This window comes from Nonomuraea sp. NPDC047529 (assembly GCF_040642995.1).
Classification (GTDB): Bacteria; Actinomycetota; Actinomycetes; order Streptosporangiales; family Streptosporangiaceae; genus Nonomuraea.
Map to the genome: position 1 here is coordinate 1 of NZ_JBEYTJ010000076.1, position 19,113 is coordinate 19,113.

Sequence of the window (19,113 nt, forward strand, 5' to 3'; positions counted from 1 at the left end):
TCCCGCCGAGGCGTTCAACGAACATCTATGCTCACTGACAAGCAGTGTTGCAACGACTCCTTGAACCCGAGCAGTACACGTCTTTCCGGTTCACCTCCCATCTGCTGGCGGCCGGCATCGACGCGTCCATCGGCACGGTGGGCGACGCGCTCGACAACGCTTTGATGGAATCGCAGATCGGCCTCTACAAGACCGAGCTGATCAAGCCCCGAGGCCCGTGGCGCAGCCTGGCTGAGGTGGAACTGGCCACCGCGGAATGGGTGGCCTGGTTCAACACCACCCGCCTGCACTCAGCCATCGGACACCTCCCGCCCGAGGAGTTCGAGGCGATCTACTACGCTCAACACCACCCCAACGAAGCCCTAGCAATCAACCGCTGAGGTCTCCATCAAAGCCGGGGCGGTTCACAGGGGACTATCGGACAGAGAAGCGCTTGAGCGAGGTGCTCCACAGGTGACCTCGCCTACGCGAACGCCAAGGCGCGGAAGGCGTTGCGAATCTCGGTCAGCGGCTGGCGATCGCGACCGTAATAGAGCTTGTTCGTCAGCAGCACCGCCCATCGATCTTGCTTGGGTGAGATCCACATCCCGGTCCCCGTGAAGCCGTAGTGGACGAAGATGGCGTCAGCGGGATCGGTTTCGGCGGCCGGGTGCCAGAACAGGCCGCGCGCCGGCTGTAGATCTCCTGTGTGCACTTGGAGAGACTCCTGGGTCCAGTCGGCGCCGAACCCCCGCCCGGGTCTGGGAGCGAGCAGGTGCCGCAGGTATTGCGCCAGATCAGGCAAGGTGGAGAAGGCGCCGGCGATTCCGCATACTCCGCCGAGCAGCCGGGCTGAGAAGTCATGGGCCGTGCCCTTGAGGTGTCGGCCAGTCTCCTCGTCGTATTCAGTGGGGGCGCAGCGTTCGATGAGCGTGGATGGAAGCGGGCCGAAGCTGGTGGTGGCCATGCCCATGGGGCGCCAGATGTGCGCCTGAGCGAGTTGGTCCAGCGGAGTGCGGGCGAGACATTCGGCGAGGAAACCGAGGATGAGGGCGGCCCGGTCGGTGTACTCGACGGCCTGGCCGGGTGGGCGGTGCAGGGCTTCGCGGAGGACGCCGTCCCGGATCTGGCGCGGGTCGCTGCCGTAGAGGTTCTTGAGGTTTGCTCGCAGGGGCAAGCCCGCGGTGTGGGTGAGGAGTTGGCGTACGGTGACGGGGCCCAGCTTGAAGCCGTCCAGCTCTGGCATGTGAACCGAGATCGGGTCGTCCAAGCTGAGGCGTTCCTGTTCCCAGAGCATGCCGATGACCGACCAGACGGCGATGATTTTGGTGAGACTGGCGACGTCGAAGACGGTGTCCTGGGTCATGGGGTGGTCCAGGTCGCGGGGGTCGAGCAGACCGCAGGAACCGGTGATCTGAGTGCCTTCACCGTCGCCGACGGCCCAGACCGCGCCGGGATAGACCTCCTGGTCGACGCCCTGCTGAAGGAGGTTCTCGATGCGGTCGGGATCGGGCGTCATGATCTCCCTCTCGGTGGGTGGTTGCGATTGCCAGCGTAGTAACGGACTCAGGCGATGGTCGGCGAGCCGCACGGACGGGCCGTCAGGTGATCTGGTCGCCCAGTCTGGAGAGCGCCTGGGCGGTGCTGCTGATGGGGAAGCGGCGCGCGTTGGCGAAGCCTGCGGTGCTCGGCTCGGCTCGCGTGCCTCGATCGCGTTTCAAGGTTTTCAGCGTGGAGGCGAGCGCCGCTGGGTGGGTGAAGTCGGTCTGGAGCGCCGTGTCGCTCAGGACGTCGGTGAGACCGGGGACGGGCTGGTAGAGGACAGGTAGACCGCAGGCTTGCGCTTCGACGGCAACCAGGCCGAAGGCTTCCAACGTCGTGGACGGCACGGCGAGCGCGTCGTGATCGCTGAAGGCGGCCCACAGCTGAGGGCGATCGAGCCAGCCCAAGTAGCGGTGATCACAACCGGTTCGACGAAGCTGTTCGGCGAAGCGCGCGTACTCGTGGACCGGGGCCGCGATGCTCAAGGTCATGTCACTGATGTCCGCGCATGCCGCCGCCAGGGCTGCAACGCCCTTCTCGGCTGTGAGCCGCCCAGCGTAGAGCAGGCGGAAGGGGGCGTCGCCCGATCTGCACGGTCTCGGGGGGTGTTGCAGAAGGTGATCGGGAACGCCCCACGGGATGTGTTCCATCTTGGCGACGTCCAAGTCTGGGGCCATGCCACGCAGGCCGTCGGCCATCGCAGGCGTCGGCACCACGATCGCAGTCGCCCAGTGGGCGCTCTGGCGCAGGACTTGGCGCTGCGTCGCGTTGGAGGTGGCACAGAGCAGGTCGGTGCCGTGGACGAGGGCGATGCTCGGACGCCGGGGGAGCGCACGCAGCAGCGCGGGCGTGGCGCCGAAGGTCAGGTGCTGCAGATGTGTGACAGCTCCGTCGTCGGGCCTGAGGACGTTGGCCATCGCGCTGCTGAGGGCATGGACGTAGGTCCAGAAACGCGGCCCGGTCAGGCACTTGCCCTCGACCTTCAGAGCTTCGAAGGGGGGTGCCGGCGGACTGCCGTTGTCGAGCATGAACACGCGCGCGGAGATCAACGGCTCTGCGCCGCCATAGAGATCGTGGAGCAGCTCAATGCTGCCGCCGGCGCTTCCCAGAGGGAGGTCCAGAGCGGTGACGACGGGGTTCATTGGTGGCCTCCGCCCGAGCGGATCTCCAGGTAGAGACGGGAGACGTCGATGCCGGTGCTGGCGGTGTACTTGCTGCCGTGCTCCTGGTAGCTCGATGAAGTGCCAAAGATGTGGAGGAACACGAGCTTGCCGAAGGTCATGCCGGGATAGACCCGGACGGGACGCGCGACTCTGATCTCCAAGGTCCAGGGGATGGCGTGCCCGGTGTGGCCGAGCGGAGCGGAGACATGGACCCAGATGCCCAGGGCCCCGATGGTGCGATTGCCGTTGAGAAGCTGGGCGTAGCGCTCTGACCAGGTCCGCTCGTGGGTTACGCCGAGGTAGAGCAAACCTGGCGAGAGTGCCATGCCGGTTTCGGGGATGGCGAGTTCCTCGAAGTCGGCCGGACGGGCGACGTCCAAGGCTCCGTCGCAGATCCTGATGCGATTGCCCAGCCGCCAGTCGTAGGCGTTGGGGGACAGTCGCCGAGGATCGTAGGGGTCGATGGTGATGTGGCCCCGGGCGACCGCGGCGCCAATGGCAGTTCCAGTCAAGATCATGAAGCACCTGCCTTGAGCTGGTCGCGCCAATGCTGGGACGGTTGTGGGCCAATGGAGTCTTGATACTTGCCGCGATACAGGGCGACGGCGCCGGCGGACACGAAGAACATGATTTGCCCGATCTTCATGCCGGAGTAGACCCTCAGCGGGCGTACAGGGGAGAGCATCAGCGTCCACTGGCCGTGGAAGCCGAGATCGCCGATCGGCGCGGTGATCTCGACGAACAGACCCAGCCGTCCGACTGACGATCGGCCGAACAGCAGTGGTACGAAGGTGTCGGACCCGACCTCTTCAACGGTGTGACCGAGGTAGAGCTCCCCTGGCAGCAGAACGTGACCTTCGCTGCCGATCGTGACAGCCAGCGTGGGGTTGAGCTCGTGAGCGTCGATCACGGGAGCGGTGTAGGTCAGCAAGGTTGACCCGAGCCGGATGTTGTAGCTGTTGGGGTTGACCTGGTCGGGGCTGAACGGGTGGATTCTGATGCGGCCGTCATCGGCCGCGGCGCTGATCTCAGGCCCTGTGAGTATCACCGGACGTCTCCTCCTTGTCCCATCAGAACGGCCTGTACGGCTTGATCGAGTGGCAGCTTCGGCCCCCTCCAGTGCCCGCCGAGGAAGGTGTCGGCCAGGTACTGGGTGGTGATGGTCTGCCGTGGTTGCCTGATGCGCGGATCACGAGCGACCACGAGTGGTCCGAGCGGGAGGGCAAGCTCGCCGAGAAGCACATCCCAGGTGCGGGTCTCCGGCAACGTGGCGTAGACGAGCTCGTTGCCGTGCGGCTCGATCGTCAGGAGGTCTCCTTCAAGGAGAACGCTGCGGAGAGGAGTCGGACGGAGACAGGTTTCGTTGAGGACGACGGCCTCCACCTCCAGGTGCGCGCGGAGCTGTCGCGCGATCTGCGTCAGGAGCTCGCGGCGGTCGAGGGGCATCTCGCGGAAGGGCATGGCGAGAGGGCCGAGTGGCACGGCCAGGCGAGCCGACAGGGCCTGGATCTGCGCGCTCAGACGAGCCACTGGATCGGCTACGGCAGTGGGCTCTGCGAAGACCCGAGCATGTGCGGTCCATTGCTGGCCATCAGGGGTGGCTTCTGCATATCCCGCGCTCAGCTCGTAGCCCTTGACCACGATCGTGTCCCTCACGCGCACCGGCCCGTACTGCTCGCTGTGGAAGTGACCAGAGAAGATCACCGAGATGAACGGGCAGGCGGCGGCCAGGGCAAGGTCACTCTGGAAGCCGGAGTGGCTGAGCACGATCCAGTCGTCGATGTCCTCGGCGTACCGGTGCCAGAGCGCTTCGAGGGCAGGGACAGGAGGAAGGACGGCGTGATCCTTGCGGTCTCCGAAGGGGATGGTGAGGAATGCCTGTTCGCCGAATACGGCGGTCACGCACACCCGTCGGCCACTGATCTGCACGATGTGGACCGGTCGGAACAACGGTTCTCCCGTGCCGGCATCGATCGTGTTGGCACACACAGTGAGCGAGCGGATGTCGGGGTCGAGGTGGTGTCGCCAACCGTGATTGCCGGGCGCGATGACGTCGTACAGCAGCACCAGAGCCTGCCGCTCGATGTGTCCGCCGCCGAGCCGGTAGTAGCCGCTGCCCTCGAAGAAGTCGCCGCAATCGACGACCAGCGCCCGATCACGTACCGCGTGCAGGTGCGCGAGCATGGGCAGCGACCCGTCGAAGCTGGAGTGAACATCGGTGGTGGCCACGATGCTCTCCAGCACGCGATGACCGGTCATGCCGCTTCCTCGGTGATGTCCGCGCCGAGCAGCCGCAGCTTGCTCGGCAGATCGGCATGCCCACGGCGTAGTTGCGCCATGCCCTTGACCGTGGTCACCCCCGTGGCGGTCAGGGCGGCGATGATGAGGGTGGACCCGCTGCGGATGTCGTTGGCCGTCACCTGGGCCCCGACGAGCCTCTGGGGGCCTGAGAACCGGCACTGGGTCGCCGACAACTGCTCGATGACGGCGCCGAGCCGGGCAAGTTGCGGGATGAGGTTGCCGTGCCGCCCCGGGTTGATGGCATCGGCGAACAGGTGCACTCCCGGCGCCCCCAGGGCCACGGCCATCAGCGGCGGCTCGAAGTCGGCGTCCAGCCCGTCCGGCGCCAGGGACGCGACCGCGCGCAGCGGCTGTCCGCTCAGTTGAGTGTCGATGGCCTGCACCGTCAGCGTGTTCGCACCGGCATGGGCGGGGATGCCCAGCCAATCGAACGCCTCGATGGCCGGCAGGACGTCCACCGCCCGTACTCCCTTGATCACTGCACATCCCCGGCTCACCGCGACCGCGCAGGCCAGTGTGACCGCCTCGACCTTGTCCCCGGGCACCTCCCAGAGGAGCGGACCCCAGACATCGTCGGACGGTGGCACGAGATTCACCGCGACCTCGTCCCCGCACACGTCCCAGCCGGCTTCCCGGAGGAACGCCATGATCTCCACCACTTCAGGCGACAGGTTCGGCTGGAAGAGAGTCAGCCGACAGCGGTCGACGACCGCACGGAGCATGGCCGCCACGGTGGCGCCACGAGACCGGAACGGCAGTGAGATCTCCATCGAGATCGTCCTGGTCGCTGCCCTCTGAACCTGATAGCCCTCGCTGTGCAGCTGCACTCGATCCGCGAACGCCTCGTAGATCCGGAAGTGCAGATCCATGCCCCGCTCTCCGATGGCACAGCCGCCGGGCCAGGGAAGGCGTGCTTGTCCGCACGAGGCGAGGAGGGCCGGCACCAAGTAGTACGAGGCGCGGATGCGTGCGGCGTCGGCGAGCTCTGGCGGTTGTCCATTGAACGAGATGGGCTGAATCACCACCTCCTCGGGATTGGTGACCGATCGGGCGACGCTGTAGCCACACTGCTGGAGAAGACCGAGCATGGTCTCCACGTCCTGGCACTGCGGCACATTGCTCAGGTGCACGAGTCGTCCCACCGCTGCAGCCGCCGCGATCAAGGGAAGGGCGGCGTTCTTTGAGCCATCGACTCGAATGGAGCCGACCAACGGTTCCCCGCGGCGGATGGATACCGCTTCAGCGACTGACAGAGCCGAGGACTTGGTCATCTGGGATCCCTTTCTGAAAGCAGCCGTACCGATCGAGCTGGTACGTCGGAGGACTTGACTGCTGTCAGTAGATGACCTGCGACTGAGCGCTGTCAGGGTGACAAGGGGGGACACACAAGGACGTCGGGACCCATCGGTGCATCAGTGTTGATCAGTGGCCTCGCCGATGAGCACGGAGCTGGCCTCGGCTCCAGGTGCGGCTCCTTCGACCCTCGACAGCGCGCGTGCGAGGGCGACGAGGCCGTCGGAATCTCGGTCATCGACCCGACCGGCGAGATCCCACGCGACGTCGTGACCTGGATAGAGCCGACCCACGAGCCGTGGGTGGAACAGACACACTCAAGGTCGATTTGTGCGGCGAGTCGCGGCGAACGGAGACTCCCTCGTGCTTCATGGCGAGGCGGGTGTGGGTAAGACCGCACTGCTGGAAGCCGCCGAAGAGGCGGCTGTGACGCGCGGGATCCCGGTCATCCGGACCGCCGGAGTCGAAGGCGGCACGGATCTGGCCTACGCGGCCCTCCATCGCCTGCTGAAGCCGTTCCTCCCACGGCTCGACGAGTTGAGCCCTCTGCAGCGCGGCACGCTGGCCACGGCGCTCGAACTCGACGACGGGCCGCCTCCCGACCGGCTGGCCGTGTCCAACGCCATGCTGTCACTGCTCGTGCTCGCCCGAGGAGAGGGCGCGCTCCTGGTCATCGTGGACGACCTGCCGTGGCTGGACCGTATGAGCGCGGCCGTCCTGGCGTTCGTCGCGCGGCGTCTCGACGGACCCCGGATCGGTTTTCTCGGAGCCCTCCGCGCAGGCGAGTCGAGCTTCTTCGACGGCGGCGGCGTCGCGGCCCTCGAAGTGATGCCGATCGGCCAGGCCGCCGCGGATGACCTGATTGACCAGCGATTCCCCGGACTGGCACCGCGCGTCCGCCAGCAAGTGCTGGAGGAAGCGGCGGGAAATCCACTGGCGCTGCTTGAGCTGCCCGTGCGCGTCGTGGATCGGCACCATCAACGGCTGACGATCCCGATGCCGTCGCTCATGCAACAGCTCCGATCGACCGTCTCCGCCCTCCCCGGCGCACTGCTCACCCTGACCATCACCGGAATCGCGCAACCGAGCACCGCCCACGCGGCGACGATCGTCATCGTCCATGACTACACCGAGATAGTGAGGGAGTCGGCCAGCACCGGCGTGACCTGCCCGACGGACCAGGTCCTGCTCGGCCGCGCCCACTCCGGGGATGAGAACGGCCTCACCGCCTATTACTGCGGCTTCATTCTCATCGAGGGGGAACTTGTCACAGTAGGCGCACCCCAGTGGAGCGAGTCCCAGAAGGAGAGTGACTCCTCCTTCACCGCTCCGGGCGACCAGGTTTCGGTCGGCCGCCTACACAGCGGAGACGAGAACGGGAGGACGCGCTTCGCCGCCGCCACCCTGACCGTTGGGGGACGAGTCGTCAGACTGACCTCATACCGCTGGACCGAAACCCAGAGGGAGCCCTACAGCTTCTTCAAGGCAGACGCATACGAGGTCATGGTCGGCCGCGCACACAGCGGGGACGAGAACGGCCCAACCCGGCACCAAAACGCCAGGATCGCCGGCTAGAACTCAGCATCAGCAACCGTCGGGCCTCCTCAGCCCCCTGGGCGGCCGACAACTCGACCTCCTGTATCACGCGAGGCGCAAGACCTCACAGGGATGCGCCACCCGCGAACAGAAGTAACCTCTGGGCTGAAACGCCGCATCGGTGGACAGCTTGACAGCTTGCATAGCGTGGTGGAGGTTCTGGCGGACAGGGCCCAACGCTAGGCCACCCCTTGCTCAACGGCCAGATTCGATGTCACCGGATAATAACCGCTCGATGCGAACTGAGAAGTGGGAGAATTTCTCGCGCTTCGAATACGGCACTGGTACAAGCGTCGCGCGCCGATCTCGACCCGCTGCACGTCATCACGGCACGCTCCTAACACGACCAGGCACCTTTATCAGCTCAATGCCGCCGCATCGGCAACCCCATTGGATGAATACAGTCCACGAATTCCCTACCCTCTCGGCGATTCAATCTTTCTGTCAATATATGGCTCGCCAGATATTGACGACCACCATCCTGAGTTAGACCGTCAGATCACCGGATGGCGGCCTCCGGCAAGGCGAGGGGACGGCCGCTCCGCCGGTCATGAGGTTCGCCAACCGTACGGAGAACCAGACCATGACGGTGTACGTGGCAATCTTGAGCAGCCGAAAACCCAACATGCTGGCTCTGGAGAACACCAGTGAATTGGTCAAGGAAGGCGTCCGCCCCATCATCGAAGTTGCGGCAGGCGACAACGACACGGAGATCAAAGCTGTGGCCAAGCGGGTCGTGGAGTACGTCCGCAAAAGCAATCCAGACGGCAGCATCGACCTGGCGTTAGACACCGCTCCCTTGGCCGACGTCTTCGGTCCTGAGGGCACTAGGGAGGCACTGCGGCTGCTGACGGCGGGTCTCGGCCATTACTCCTTCCGGCCCGTGGTTCATGCCGACCGTGCCACTGGTGATGATCTGAGCGAGATACGCCATGCGGTCATCGAGCTGCAGACAGGGGTGTGCTTACGAGTCGGCGCTCCCTTCGCCTACACGCTGCGCGATCCGCAATTGCTTCTCGACCAGCTTGACCAGATCGGAGTATCCATCCAGCAGGCAGATCTCGTACTGGACTGCGGCTATCTGAAGGAGCCCTCCAAGACCGGCGACCTCGTGTCAACCCCCTTGGAGCATCTGCTGGGCCGGCCCTGGCAATCGGTGACGGTGGCGGCGGGAGCGTTTCCGCCTCCCGGAGAGTTCTCGCCGCCCATGAAACCCGGAACCGGCCGAGCCCCCAGGCGAGAAGCAGACTTGTGGCGCCTGTTGAGCAGCTACCGAGACAGGGTCAGCTACGGCGACTACGGGGTCGATCATCCCGGGCTGATCCCTGGCAAGGACAATTGGCCGGCTCCGAACCTCCGCTATACCGTGCAACAGGAGTGGAAGCTGTACTACTGGCCCAAAGGGATCGACCGCAGGAACACGCCGTTCTTCGATCTCTGCAAGACGCTGGTCAAATCCTCCGACTGGCCGCGCGAGGGCGCGGCATTCTCCTGGGGAGACGAGCAGATAGCCAGAGCAGCTTGCAAAGAGGGTGGCCCGGGTGGACCGACGCAGTGGAAGGCGTACTCCTTGTCGCACCACCTGGCCGCCATCGTGAAGATACTGAGCGGATCGTCGCAGCCGTGAAGGGCTATGCCAGGTCGACGCCGTAGCGGGTGTGGTACGCCTTCAGCCGGGCCACAGCGTGCATCGCCACCTGGACGACATCGTCGTAGATGCGCTGCCTCTGCGCATCGCGCTGTGCCGCAGGCGCGGGCTCGGATGCTTCGGCGGCAAGCCTGCCGAGCAGCGCCACCACAGTGATCACCCTGCCGCGCTCCCCCTCAAACAGGTCTGTTCCGGGCGGGCGGGCAGCTTCTCCCGTTCGCGGGCGACATCGTCGAACGCAGCCATGAACCGTAGCCGGGTGGCGTGCGCCTGCACGGCTTCGACGACGAACTCGGCCACCTACCGTGGGTGGGCGGCGTCGGCGATCTCGAAGTAGAAGTCGTACTGCTCTACGTAGCCTGCAGTGACTGCCCACGTGCCATGCTCGTCCTTGTCCGGGTTGGTCTGGCCGGGGATGACGGTCCACTGAAGGACCTGACGCAGGAACCGACACCGGCACCGCCTGGGTCTGGCTTCAGACGTCGCGAAGGCTGAGAGCGGGACCAATCTGGAGCCCTTCGCGTCCCGGGCCCGGACGGGTGTGCTCCCCGCGCACGCGGGGATGGTCCCCAGGGCGGCAGCACGGCGAAGGTGGCCTCGCCGTGCTCCCCGCGCACGCGGGGATGGTCCCGAGATGTCCACGGTGCGGTCGGTGTCCTGGGCGGTGCTCCCCGCGCACGCGGGGATGATCTTGAGGCGCGGGCGGCAGGCAGGGGAAAGTCATGAGGCGCTCGCATGACGGCTGCCCTTCGCATGCCCCACCCAGCGAATGGGCCGCAGATCGGTGGCGGACGAATCGCCTGCTCGTTGAGGTACTCGGACGCGCTGGGACGGGCAACGGACAACGATTCGGGGAGCCAGGGAAGGGAGCCAGCGCCCGCCGACTAAGACCGACATCACGAGAGCGGCAGTGACGATGAGGCAGGTAGAAGGCTCCCCGTCCGACTCCTTCAGACCATGGCAGACCCTCGTCCCCTGCCGCAACGTCAACGTCAAACCGATGCGATTTCGGCTCTCTGGCTGGTCGGAAGGGGCTTCGGGGCTCTGTACTGACCTCTGAGAGCCACTGCTCTACCCGGCTTGCGGCTTGAAGATCTTGTCCATCACGACCGCGCCCCCGGTCAGGGCCGGCCTGATCTCTTCCCGGTAGACGGTCTCGGTCATGTGCGTTGAGGAGTGGCCAACGATGCGGGCGAACTTCAGGATGAAAAGGCCTCCCTGTGTCAGTGAAGCGGGGGAAATCGGCGGGGGCGCTCGCCCCCGCCGAGGGGTGCACTTAGCCGGAGCTCTCCCTGATGGCATAGCGGGTGTGCGTGCCGTCGAGCCACGCGTCGTCGATCTCCCTGCCGGTGATCCGGCCGATGAGGCGCAGGGCCGAGGTGACCTCCGCGTACGCGGTGTCGCCGAAGAAGGACAGGCCGTCGAGGTAGTCGTCGAGCGCGTCGGGATCGCTACCGTCCCGCTCCTCGGGATCGCCGACGACCAGGGAGGTGACTAGTTCCCCGCCGACAAGGTACTGGAGGTCTTCCACACCATCGAGGTCGTGCAGTGGCCAGCCGAGGCTGAGCAGTCTGCGCTTCTCGCCGGAGAGCCGCGCCCAGGCGTCCCACTCCCAGAGCCGGTTCCCGTCGAGCTGGATCGCCAGGATCCAGCCGGGGGCGTAATCGCCGATCCAGACGACTCCGCCCTCTTGCCCGCGATACTCGCCCGTCACGATCTCCCGGATGACGCCGGGCCGGGCGGTGTCCGGGTCGGCGCCCAGCCGGTGCGCCGCCTGCTCGACGGTGAGCCCCTCGCACCAGACGCCGCGGAAGGGGGTCTCGAAGTCGATGCCGTGCGCGGCGAGCCGATTCCACAGATCGGTGTCGTGATCCATGCGTTCCTCCTTCGAGGTGGAGGCCGGGGGCGCGACGACGTCGCCTCCGCGCCCCCGGCCGGTGTCAGTTGGCGATTCTGACCCAGAACTGGTTCTCATTCCCGACGCGGTAGCGGGAGTAGAAAGCCGCCAGGTACTGACCGTGCAGGTGGTTCTTGTCGCGGTTCACGTACCGCACGGAGAAGTGTCCCTTGGAGTTGTATGCGCCGTTCTTGGTCGAGGCGAACGGGTACTCGTCGCACTGCAGAGCGGGAACGGACTTCCCGTTCACTATGACGTTCGCGGGCCAGGTGCCCGCCGTTTTCATCTCGGCACGCCGCGCGCGGCAGGCCGGACCGATCGCCTTTCTGTTCTTGTAGGTGAGAGTGTCGCGTTTCGGGGTGTCCTTCGGATCGGTGTGCCGCACCAGCGGCAGGATCGCCGGATTGGTGTAGGCGTTCCCCTGATCGTTGTAGACCCGGGGTGCGTCGACGAAGCCGGGCATGATCTTCTGCTGAGGGCCGTTCTCGCCGATCGGCGGCAGTTTGGGGATCGTGTCGCCCGGTGTCTTCATCGCGGTGTCGAGGTGGGCGACGACCTCGTCGATCCCCGTGTCGCTGCGTTTCATGGTGAAGATCCGCTTTGCGAAGGGGAAGATGCAGGCCCCCCTGTGCTGGCGGTCGGTGAAGCCCTTGGAGAAGGTTATGTCGTCGCAGCGGACCGTGGGTGCGTACTCGCGGCCGGGATGGGTGGGCAGCCCGATCGCCTGGATCCCGTAGGGCAGCTTGATGTCACCCAGGACGTTCTGGTACTCCATCTTGGCCCACAGCGGCCGCGCCTCGTTGAACCAGGGGATTCCGCCGAACTCGAAGAGCAGCGGACGGATCGTGCAGTTGTGCGAGCCCCCCTCCGCGACCTTCGACTTGACGAGCCACTCGTTGTAGCCGTTGGCCTTCCACTTCTTGATCGTCTCGCGCCGGGAAGCGCCTTCGACGAGTTCGCAATCGGTGCCGTCGCTGCCGGTCGGCTGGACGTCGAGCTGCAACGACTTGGATTCGTCGTAGTCGTCGGTCTCCTCGCCGTCGTCGTAGCCCTTGATGTTGCTGAGCTGCGTCCAGATCTTGACCTCGTCGGGTTTGCGGTCGCCGCCGCCCACGACCGCGCTGCCGTCGGCGGTGCCGAGGTAGCTGTGCATGACGACGGTGGCCTCGACCTTGTATCCGTCGTCAGGCGTGGGCGGGTACTTGTCCGGCTCCAGTGGGTGGAAGGTCCAGTCGCCGTAGGCGAGGAACTTGCTCCAGCAACCGCTGTAGGGACGGACGTCGGCCCAGCCCGGTGTCGCGTACGGCGAGCCGGAGGTGGTGCGCGCCCGGGCGCAGTCCGCGAGGGTCTTCACTCGGTCGTAGTCGAACGGGGGAAGGGCCGCTGCCGCCGCAGTGGTGGTGGTGGCCGCCGGGGCGTCGTCCTCGGCGGCGGCGCTCGGCGGGCTGGCCAGTGCGGTGATCTCGGATCCGGTGAGGGCCCGCTGGTAGAGACGGACCTCGTCGACCGCTCCGACCATGGCACTGCCGAGGGTGAGCGCGCCCTCCGCCCGCCACGCGGGCGAGGCCACGGTCTCCGACTTGAGCAGCGTCCCGTTCCGGTACAGGGACACGCTCGAGGAGGCCGCGTCGTAGACGCCCGCGAGGTGGAACCACTCCCCGACGGGCGGCTCGACATCGGAGTACACGCCCGCCGAGCTCGCGTCGGCCGTGTCACCCGAGGTCAGGGTGAACTGCAGGCCCCGGTCGGCGCTGTTGCCCAGCCGGAAGGCGGGCTGCTGAGTGCCGCGCTGTTCGACGGCGGTGTAAGTGCCCTCCTTGTCATGCCAGCGGAGCCAGGTGCTGACGGTGAAGCTCTGGTCCGTCCTGATGACCGGCCCCGAGGTGCGCGCGAGCGGCTCCTCACCGGGGACAGTCAGATCGACCGTGGCCTGCTGCCAGTCCGACCAGGCCGAGGAGGCGCCGGTGCCGACGGCGCGCACGCGCCAGCGGAACAGCCAGCCGTCGGTGAGCTTGCCCGCGGGTACCTCGATCGACGCCTGGGAGCCGGAGGCGACGCCGTCGACCCCACCCGCCCAGATCTGGCCCGAGCCCTGTCCGGCCGGGGCGGCCGGGTCGTGTTCGAGCTCGATCTCCGCGCGGAGCGGCTGCCCGGCGGGATCGGTGACGCTCGCCCGCATGGTGGGGGTCACGCTGGTGACCACGGTCTTGCCCGCCACCACGGAGGAGGGGGTGACGGTGAGGCCGGCCACGGTCGGCGTCGGCTGGGAGACACGCAACAGCCGCCAGTCCGCCCACGCCGAGGCGGCCGAGTCCGAGACGGCGCGTGCCCGCCAGCGAAGGTGCCAGCCGTACTGAAGCCTGTCGGCGGGGAGGGTGACGGTGGCCTGCGTACCCACGGTGATGCCGTCGACTCCACCCGCCCAGATCTGGCCCGAGCCCTGTCCGGCGGGAGCGGCCGGATCGTGTTCGACCTCGAATTCGGCGCGCAGCTTGCCCGCCGCCGGGTCGGCGACGGTGGCCAGCAGGGACGGTGTCAGCACGCCGGTGACGGTCTCGCCGCCGACCTGCGTGGACGGGTTCACCTGGAGGTCGGTGACGCTCGGATCGGACACCGGGTCGGGCGGGTCGACAGTGAGACTCTGCCAGTCCGACCACGGCGAGCTGACGGAGGCGGCGTCGACCGCCCTGATCCGCCAGCGGACCTTCCAGCCGTCGCTCAGCTTGCCCCCGGGAACGGTGACGCTCGCCCGGGTGCCAGAGGGTACGCCGTCGACGCCGCCGCTCCAGATCTGGCCGCTGCCCTGGCCGGTGGCGGCCGGGTCGTGCTCGACCTCGACCTCCGCTCTGACCGGCTGCGCGGCCGGGTGGGTGACGATCGCCCGCAGGCTCGGGGTGAGGCTGCCGGTCGAGACCACACCGCCGGTGCTGGTCGACGGGCTGACGTCGAAGCCGGACACCGTCGGGTTGGGCACGTCGACGAGCGCGAACTGCCAGGACGACCAGGCGGAGGCCGTGGTCGCGGCCGCGTTGACCGCGCGGGCCCGCCAGCGGATCCGCCAGCCGTCGGCGAGCTTGCCCGAAGGCAGTGTCACAGCGGAGCTGCCACCGGAGGTGACCGGCGTAGAGGCACCCGCCCAGATCTGGCCGCTGCCCTGCCCGGTCGCCGCCGGGTCGTGCTCGACCTCGAACTCGCCGGTCAGGTTGCCCCCGACGGTGTCGGTGACGACGGCTGCCAGCTGTGGGGTGAGCGAGCCGGTCACGACGCTGCCGTTCACCGTCTGCGCGGGGCTGATCTGCAAGGTGCCCACCGCCGGGGTGGAGGCGGGCGCGCTGGTGGTGACGGTCAGCTTCGGCGTGGGATCGGCGTACTCGGTGTTCTCCGAGGTCGCGAAAACGCGGTAGTTGTCGGCGGGACTGGACTCGGTCGGATGCATCAGCACCAGGCCGTGGTTGGCCGCGCCCGCCGCCCAGTCCTGGGCGATGCCGGTGACGTTCCACTCCATCACGCCGGGGAAGGTCGCGCAGTCCGAGTTGGTCGCCGCCCTGTTGATCTGAGCGTCCTCCGTGGTGGAGGCGGGCTTGCCGGTCCAGGTGAGGTTGTTCGCGTCCCACGCGCCGGTCAGCCTGCGCACCTGGATGCCCGCGCCGACCGCGCTCCCGCAGGCGGGGGCGTCGACGTTCAGCAGCGACAGCTTGGCGTTGGTGACGGTCTTCCCGGCCAGGCCTGTGGTGTCGAAACGCAGGTGAGGACGGTAGATGGAGCCGACCATCCGCCCGGCCATCATGTAGTCCAGGTCGGGATCGGCCGGGTCGCTGGGGAAGTCGGAGCCGGTCTCGACGTCGTCCTGGAAGAGCAGGGCGACCGTCGGGTCGACCCGGATCGGCAGCATGGTGGCCGGATCGGACAGGAAGGCGTGGTCGGGCTTGAGCACCAGCTCCGTCTTGCCCTTGGCGGTGATCACCCGGGTGTCTATCGGCGCCCGCCTGGCGCGCTGCGCCCGGCCCTTGTTGCTGGCGTCCCACATGATCGGCCGCGCGCCCGAGGCGACGGTCTTCTTGTCGCGGCCCTTGAGCAGCAGCCGCCCGCTGTTGTCGGCCGAGAGGGTGAGACCCGAGCTCTCGACGCCGATCCGGATCTCGAGCGGCCTGGCGGGCCGCTCGCGGACCACTACGTCGTGACGGAATCCGGCCGGCAGGACGGTGACCACGAGATCGGCGCCCTTGCCCGCGGCGTCGCTCCAGGTGACCACGTTGCCCTTGACCGTCGGTTTGGGCAAAGCGGTCGGCCAGCGCAGGCCGTAGTTCTTATTGCCGGAGGTCATGCGCACGAAGGGCGCGGCACCGCCCGTGGAGATCTCCAGGCTGGCCCCGCCCGCGATCGCCTTGGGCCGCAGCACGCCCGCCCGCTCGGTGAGCGAAGTGTCGATCGGCACCCAGCCGTCGCCGGATCGGGTGCGGATCGGCCCGGTGGTGATCTCGGTCTTGACCGTGCCGTCCGGCATCGCATGCGTGATGCTGGACTCGGTTGTCTTCGCGCTCAGCTCGACCGGCGCTCCGCGCTGGCGCGCCTCGTGCAGGGCGATGGCGGCCTGCTGACTCTCCGGGAGGTTCGACAGCGCCTGGCCGATTCGGCCCGGCACCCAGCGGGTGCCCTCCGACAACGTCGCGTCGTGGTCGAGCCCGCCGACGTCGGCGGCCGTCCGCCCGGCGCCCTCGTCGAGCGGCCAGTGCGCGGCCTCCGCGCTCGCCGCCGCCGTCGTGGTGAAAGACCAGGTGTACGGTGTGACCACGTTGTCCCAGACGTCGGCGGCCTCCCGCACCTCAGCCGTGTAGGTGGTGCCTGGCCGCAACGCGGCGCCCGGCGTGAAGGTCAGGGTCGTGTTGGCGGCGTCCATCACCGCCGTCCCGTCGACCGGGGCTCCCGTGTCGTCCTTGAAGGTGAACGCGGCGTCCCAGACCTCCTGGTCGAAGGTGACGCTGACGCTCGTGCCGGTCGGCACCTCCTGGGCGCCCGCCGAGGGCGTGACCGTGACGACCGTGGGTTCCGTGGTGTCCTGCACGTCCGGGTCGGGGCTGCTCCACGTGGTTCCCGGCGCCGGTTGGAGCTGTTCCGGCTTCACCTCGTAGCCGCCGTTGACGGCGGCGTCCAGGACCGCGGCCTCGTTCAGGGAGATCGTCGACTGGTCGGCGGCGTTGGCCTCCGGCTGGGCCATGGCGACCGCCTGGTCGTAGCTGGGCCAGGTGGAGAAGTCGTAGTCGGAGGAGAAGGCGACGCGTCGCTTCGGCGCGGGCTCGTAGTCGATGAACAGCACCGGGCCTCGGCCGTCGCCGCCCGTGTACTGGTCGGAGCGGTACTGCCGCCAGTTGGCCGCGGCGACGCCCTCGGTGGCGGCGCGGATCATCAGGCCGTGGTCGGGGGTACCGTTGGCCCACGCCTGGACGATGCCCTCGATGGAGTGGTAGATCTCGCCGCTGCCCGAGCAGCCCGCGAGCGTCGCGCTGTAGCCGCCGGGGGCGACGACGGCGTCGGTGCTCGTGCTGGAGGGCTGGTTGGCCCAGGTGAGCGTGGAGTAGTCGTAGGGCGAGGTGAGGCGGCGCGCGACGATGCCGACGCCGACGGAGGAGCCGCACGCGTTGGCGTGGTAGTTCCACAGGCGCAGGTCGGCGTTACGGATGATGGCGTAGTCGAGGTCGGTGCCGTTGATCACGTAGCGCAGGTAGGTGCGCCACAGTTCGCCGTCGGCCGATCGCCCGGCGCGCAGCCAGGAGGACAGCGTGGCCGAGTTGGGGTACTGCACGCTGGAGACGAAGGTGTCGGAGGAGTCGCCCGCGCCGATCCAGGTGCCGGTGATCGAGACGGTCACGGGGTAGGTCACCGCCGTGTCGGCCAGGAAGGCGGCGTCGGGGGTGAGTTCGAGGGTGGAGCGCCCTGAGGTGTCGGTGGTGAGCGCGGTGTCCACTTTTCCGGTCTTGCCCTGCTCGGGTGCCTGGGCGGCGAGGGCGTCGACGGCCTGGGCGATGAGCGGGGGCGTCTCGGCCTGTCCTTGGGCGGACATGAGCTGGGGATGGCCGTCGGCGGCCTTGCCGTACACCTTGCCCTTGGGGAGGGTGACCGGAAGGCTGACCTTGACCGGGCCGGTGGGACGGGTGCGGAAGACCACGTCCTGCGCGAAGCCGTCGGCGAGCGCGGTGAGCAACAGGTCGGCGCCCTTGGCGACGGCGTCGGGGTAGGTGATCGTGTTGCCGTTCACGGTTGGCTTGGGTAGCTTGCGGCCCACGCCGATGGAAACGGGGCCGTCGGCGCCGGTGGCGGTGACCAGGGTTTTGGCGCCTTCGCCGCCGAAGGTCAGCGGGGTTTTGACGAGCGTGGCCGCGAGTGTGCCGTCGGACTTGGCGGCGATGGTGGTGTCGATCGGCCGCCAGGCGCGCTTGCCGCCGGCGTCCGCCACCGCCAGCTGGACCGGGGTCGTGCTCAGTTCGGCGTGCAGGGTCTTGCCGTCGGGGTTGGCCCAGACCTGCATGGTCTCGGTCTCGCTGGTGGGCACTCTGACGCGTCTGCCCGCGTCGGCCGCCTTCCGCTGCGCGGTCGCGACCTCTTTCTCGATCTTCGCTTCGGGGAACCGCTTGGCAGCGGTGGCCGACGGGGCGGGATCGGCCGCCGCCGGGCTTGGGGGGAGCGCCACCAGGAAGGAGGCGCTCAAGGCTAACGCGAGCCGTACCGCGCGCCGTTGCTGAATCGTCACTTAACCCTCGTCATGGGAGAAAGTAAGCAGGGACGATGATCTTCTATCAGTGATGATCAACAAGGGGCAATGGCTTCGGCCTGGCGGCACGATGGCTGCCATGTTCGTGACGAGTACCACGCGGGCCGGAATCCCCCCGGCCGCCCGACCTCCGCGCAGACCGTGCGGCCCGCGGGTGTCTTCGACATCAACGAGTCGGCGACGCGCGCCGCGCTGACCCGGCTGGTATCTGGCGGCGATCTGACCCGCACCCATGACGGGTTCCTGTTGAGCGAGCCGCTGCCGGGCGCGCAGGCAGCGGGTGCTGCACGAGATCGACACCGGCGGCATCGGCCTGGAGCGGATCACCCCCACGGGCGTGGGGACCGGCATCGGAACCGCAGGCCGTGAACCCTCACCGACGGATCACCCCCACGCGGGGATGGTCCCGAAGAGACCGGCCAGTACGAGCAGACGTACACATGCTCCCTGCGCACGTGGGGAGGTTCCCGGGGCGCGGGCGGCAGGCAGGGGAAAGTTATGAGGTGCTCGCATGATGGCTGCCTTTCGCATGCCCCACCCAGCGAATGGGCCCGCAGATCGGTGGCGGACGAATCGCCTGCTCGTTGAGGTTCTCGGACGCGCTGGGACAGGCAAGAGACAGCGGTTCGGGGAGCCAGAGAAGGGAGCCGACGCTCGCCGACAAAGACCGACATCACGGGACCGGCAGTGACGATGAGGCAGGTGGAAGGCTCCCCGTTCGACGCCTTCGTGCTCGGGCCACGAGCCGCCGACGGCCTCCTTGATGACCGTGGGGTGGAGTCATCATCCGGCGTGGGCGTATGCCGGCGACTGGTCACGGTGATCGGGCCTTCCCCCAAGGCCAGGTAGTTAAGGTCGTCGTGGTGTTGTCAAACGCGCGAGTTCTCAGGACGTGGGAACGGAGATCCAGTAGAACGGTGATCTTCCA

Annotated in this window: 12 protein-coding genes and 1 pseudogene; 3 read left to right on the top strand and 10 right to left on the bottom strand. The window is 67.6% G+C overall.

All coding sequences use genetic code 11. From position 1 onward, the window contains the following. Positions 1-71: 71 nt before the first annotated feature. A pseudogene (locus ABZ815_RS51670) lies at positions 72-380 on the top strand (integrase core domain-containing protein); the annotation flags it as partial. A gap of 83 nt (positions 381-463) precedes the next feature. On the opposite strand, the gene ABZ815_RS51675 reads toward ABZ815_RS51670, so the two are convergent. The 6 genes from ABZ815_RS51675 to ABZ815_RS51700 all read right to left on the bottom strand — a co-directional run bounded on the left by ABZ815_RS51675 (position 464) and on the right by ABZ815_RS51700 (position 6,256). After that, a complete protein-coding gene (locus ABZ815_RS51675; RefSeq protein ID WP_357710634.1) occupies positions 464-1,498 on the bottom strand; it encodes a serine hydrolase domain-containing protein in 1,035 nt (344 codons plus the stop codon). 82 nt (positions 1,499-1,580) lie between these two features. Continuing rightward, on the bottom strand, positions 1,581-2,663 hold the full coding sequence (locus ABZ815_RS51680; protein WP_357710637.1) for a glycosyltransferase family 4 protein: 1,083 nt from the start codon (positions 2,661-2,663) through the stop codon (positions 1,581-1,583). Then, positions 2,660-3,202, bottom strand: a complete 543-nt coding sequence (locus tag ABZ815_RS51685; protein ID WP_357710640.1) for a hypothetical protein — start codon at positions 3,200-3,202, stop codon at positions 2,660-2,662. Before ABZ815_RS51685 ends, ABZ815_RS51680 begins: the two co-directional genes overlap by 4 nt. Then, positions 3,199-3,732, bottom strand: coding sequence for a dCTP deaminase (gene dcd, locus ABZ815_RS51690; RefSeq protein WP_357710643.1), 534 nt, complete (start codon positions 3,730-3,732; stop codon positions 3,199-3,201). The genes ABZ815_RS51685 and dcd overlap by 4 nt, the downstream gene beginning before the upstream one ends. After that, positions 3,729-4,943, bottom strand: coding sequence for a metallophosphoesterase (locus ABZ815_RS51695; RefSeq protein WP_357710645.1), 1,215 nt, complete (start codon positions 4,941-4,943; stop codon positions 3,729-3,731). The genes dcd and ABZ815_RS51695 overlap by 4 nt, the downstream gene beginning before the upstream one ends. Continuing rightward, positions 4,940-6,256: a hypothetical protein gene (locus tag ABZ815_RS51700; RefSeq protein WP_357710648.1), complete on the bottom strand. Its 1,317-nt coding sequence runs from the start codon at positions 6,254-6,256 to the stop codon at positions 4,940-4,942. Before ABZ815_RS51700 ends, ABZ815_RS51695 begins: the two co-directional genes overlap by 4 nt. A 352-nt stretch (positions 6,257-6,608) precedes the next feature. On the opposite strand from ABZ815_RS51700, the gene ABZ815_RS51705 reads away from it, so the two are divergent. Together ABZ815_RS51705 and ABZ815_RS51710 are read left to right on the top strand one after the other, a co-directional pair. After that, a complete protein-coding gene (locus tag ABZ815_RS51705; RefSeq protein ID WP_357710650.1) occupies positions 6,609-7,853 on the top strand; it encodes an AAA family ATPase in 1,245 nt (414 codons plus the stop codon). A gap of 604 nt (positions 7,854-8,457) precedes the next feature. After that, a complete protein-coding gene (locus ABZ815_RS51710) occupies positions 8,458-9,501 on the top strand; it encodes a hypothetical protein (RefSeq protein WP_357710652.1) in 1,044 nt (347 codons plus the stop codon). Positions 9,502-9,505: 4 nt separating this feature from the next. On the opposite strand, the gene ABZ815_RS51715 is transcribed toward ABZ815_RS51710, so the two are convergent. The 4 genes from ABZ815_RS51715 to ABZ815_RS51730 form a co-directional block, all read right to left on the bottom strand. Then, on the bottom strand, positions 9,506-9,682 hold the full coding sequence (locus ABZ815_RS51715) for a hypothetical protein (protein WP_357710654.1): 177 nt from the start codon (positions 9,680-9,682) through the stop codon (positions 9,506-9,508). After that, a complete protein-coding gene (locus ABZ815_RS51720) occupies positions 9,679-9,822 on the bottom strand; it encodes a hypothetical protein (protein ID WP_357710657.1) in 144 nt (47 codons plus the stop codon). Before ABZ815_RS51720 ends, ABZ815_RS51715 begins: the two co-directional genes overlap by 4 nt. A gap of 976 nt (positions 9,823-10,798) precedes the next feature. Then, positions 10,799-11,398: a hypothetical protein gene (locus ABZ815_RS51725; protein ID WP_357710659.1), complete on the bottom strand. Its 600-nt coding sequence runs from the start codon at positions 11,396-11,398 to the stop codon at positions 10,799-10,801. A 64-nt stretch (positions 11,399-11,462) separates the two neighbouring features. After that, the gene (locus ABZ815_RS51730) at positions 11,463-18,164 is read right to left on the bottom strand and encodes a DNRLRE domain-containing protein (RefSeq protein ID WP_357710662.1); all 6,702 of its coding nucleotides are present in this window, start codon (positions 18,162-18,164) and stop codon (positions 11,463-11,465) included. Positions 18,165-19,113: the final 949 nt, after the last annotated feature.

Bases quoted from the DNA above. Each gene is read 5' to 3' on its own strand.
- ABZ815_RS51700 (WP_357710648.1), bottom strand. From the start codon at position 6,256: ATGACCAAGTCCTCGGCTCTGTCAGTCGCTGAAGCGGTATCCATCCGC.
- ABZ815_RS51695 (WP_357710645.1), bottom strand. From the start codon at position 4,943: ATGACCGGTCATCGCGTGCTGGAGAGCATCGTGGCCACCACCGATGTT.
- ABZ815_RS51710 (WP_357710652.1), top strand. From the start codon at position 8,458: ATGACGGTGTACGTGGCAATCTTGAGCAGCCGAAAACCCAACATGCTG.
- ABZ815_RS51685 (WP_357710640.1), bottom strand. From the start codon at position 3,202: ATGATCTTGACTGGAACTGCCATTGGCGCCGCGGTCGCCCGGGGCCAC.
- ABZ815_RS51675 (WP_357710634.1), bottom strand. From the start codon at position 1,498: ATGACGCCCGATCCCGACCGCATCGAGAACCTCCTTCAGCAGGGCGTC.
- ABZ815_RS51725 (WP_357710659.1), bottom strand. From the start codon at position 11,398: ATGGATCACGACACCGATCTGTGGAATCGGCTCGCCGCGCACGGCATC.
- ABZ815_RS51680 (WP_357710637.1), bottom strand. From the start codon at position 2,663: ATGAACCCCGTCGTCACCGCTCTGGACCTCCCTCTGGGAAGCGCCGGC.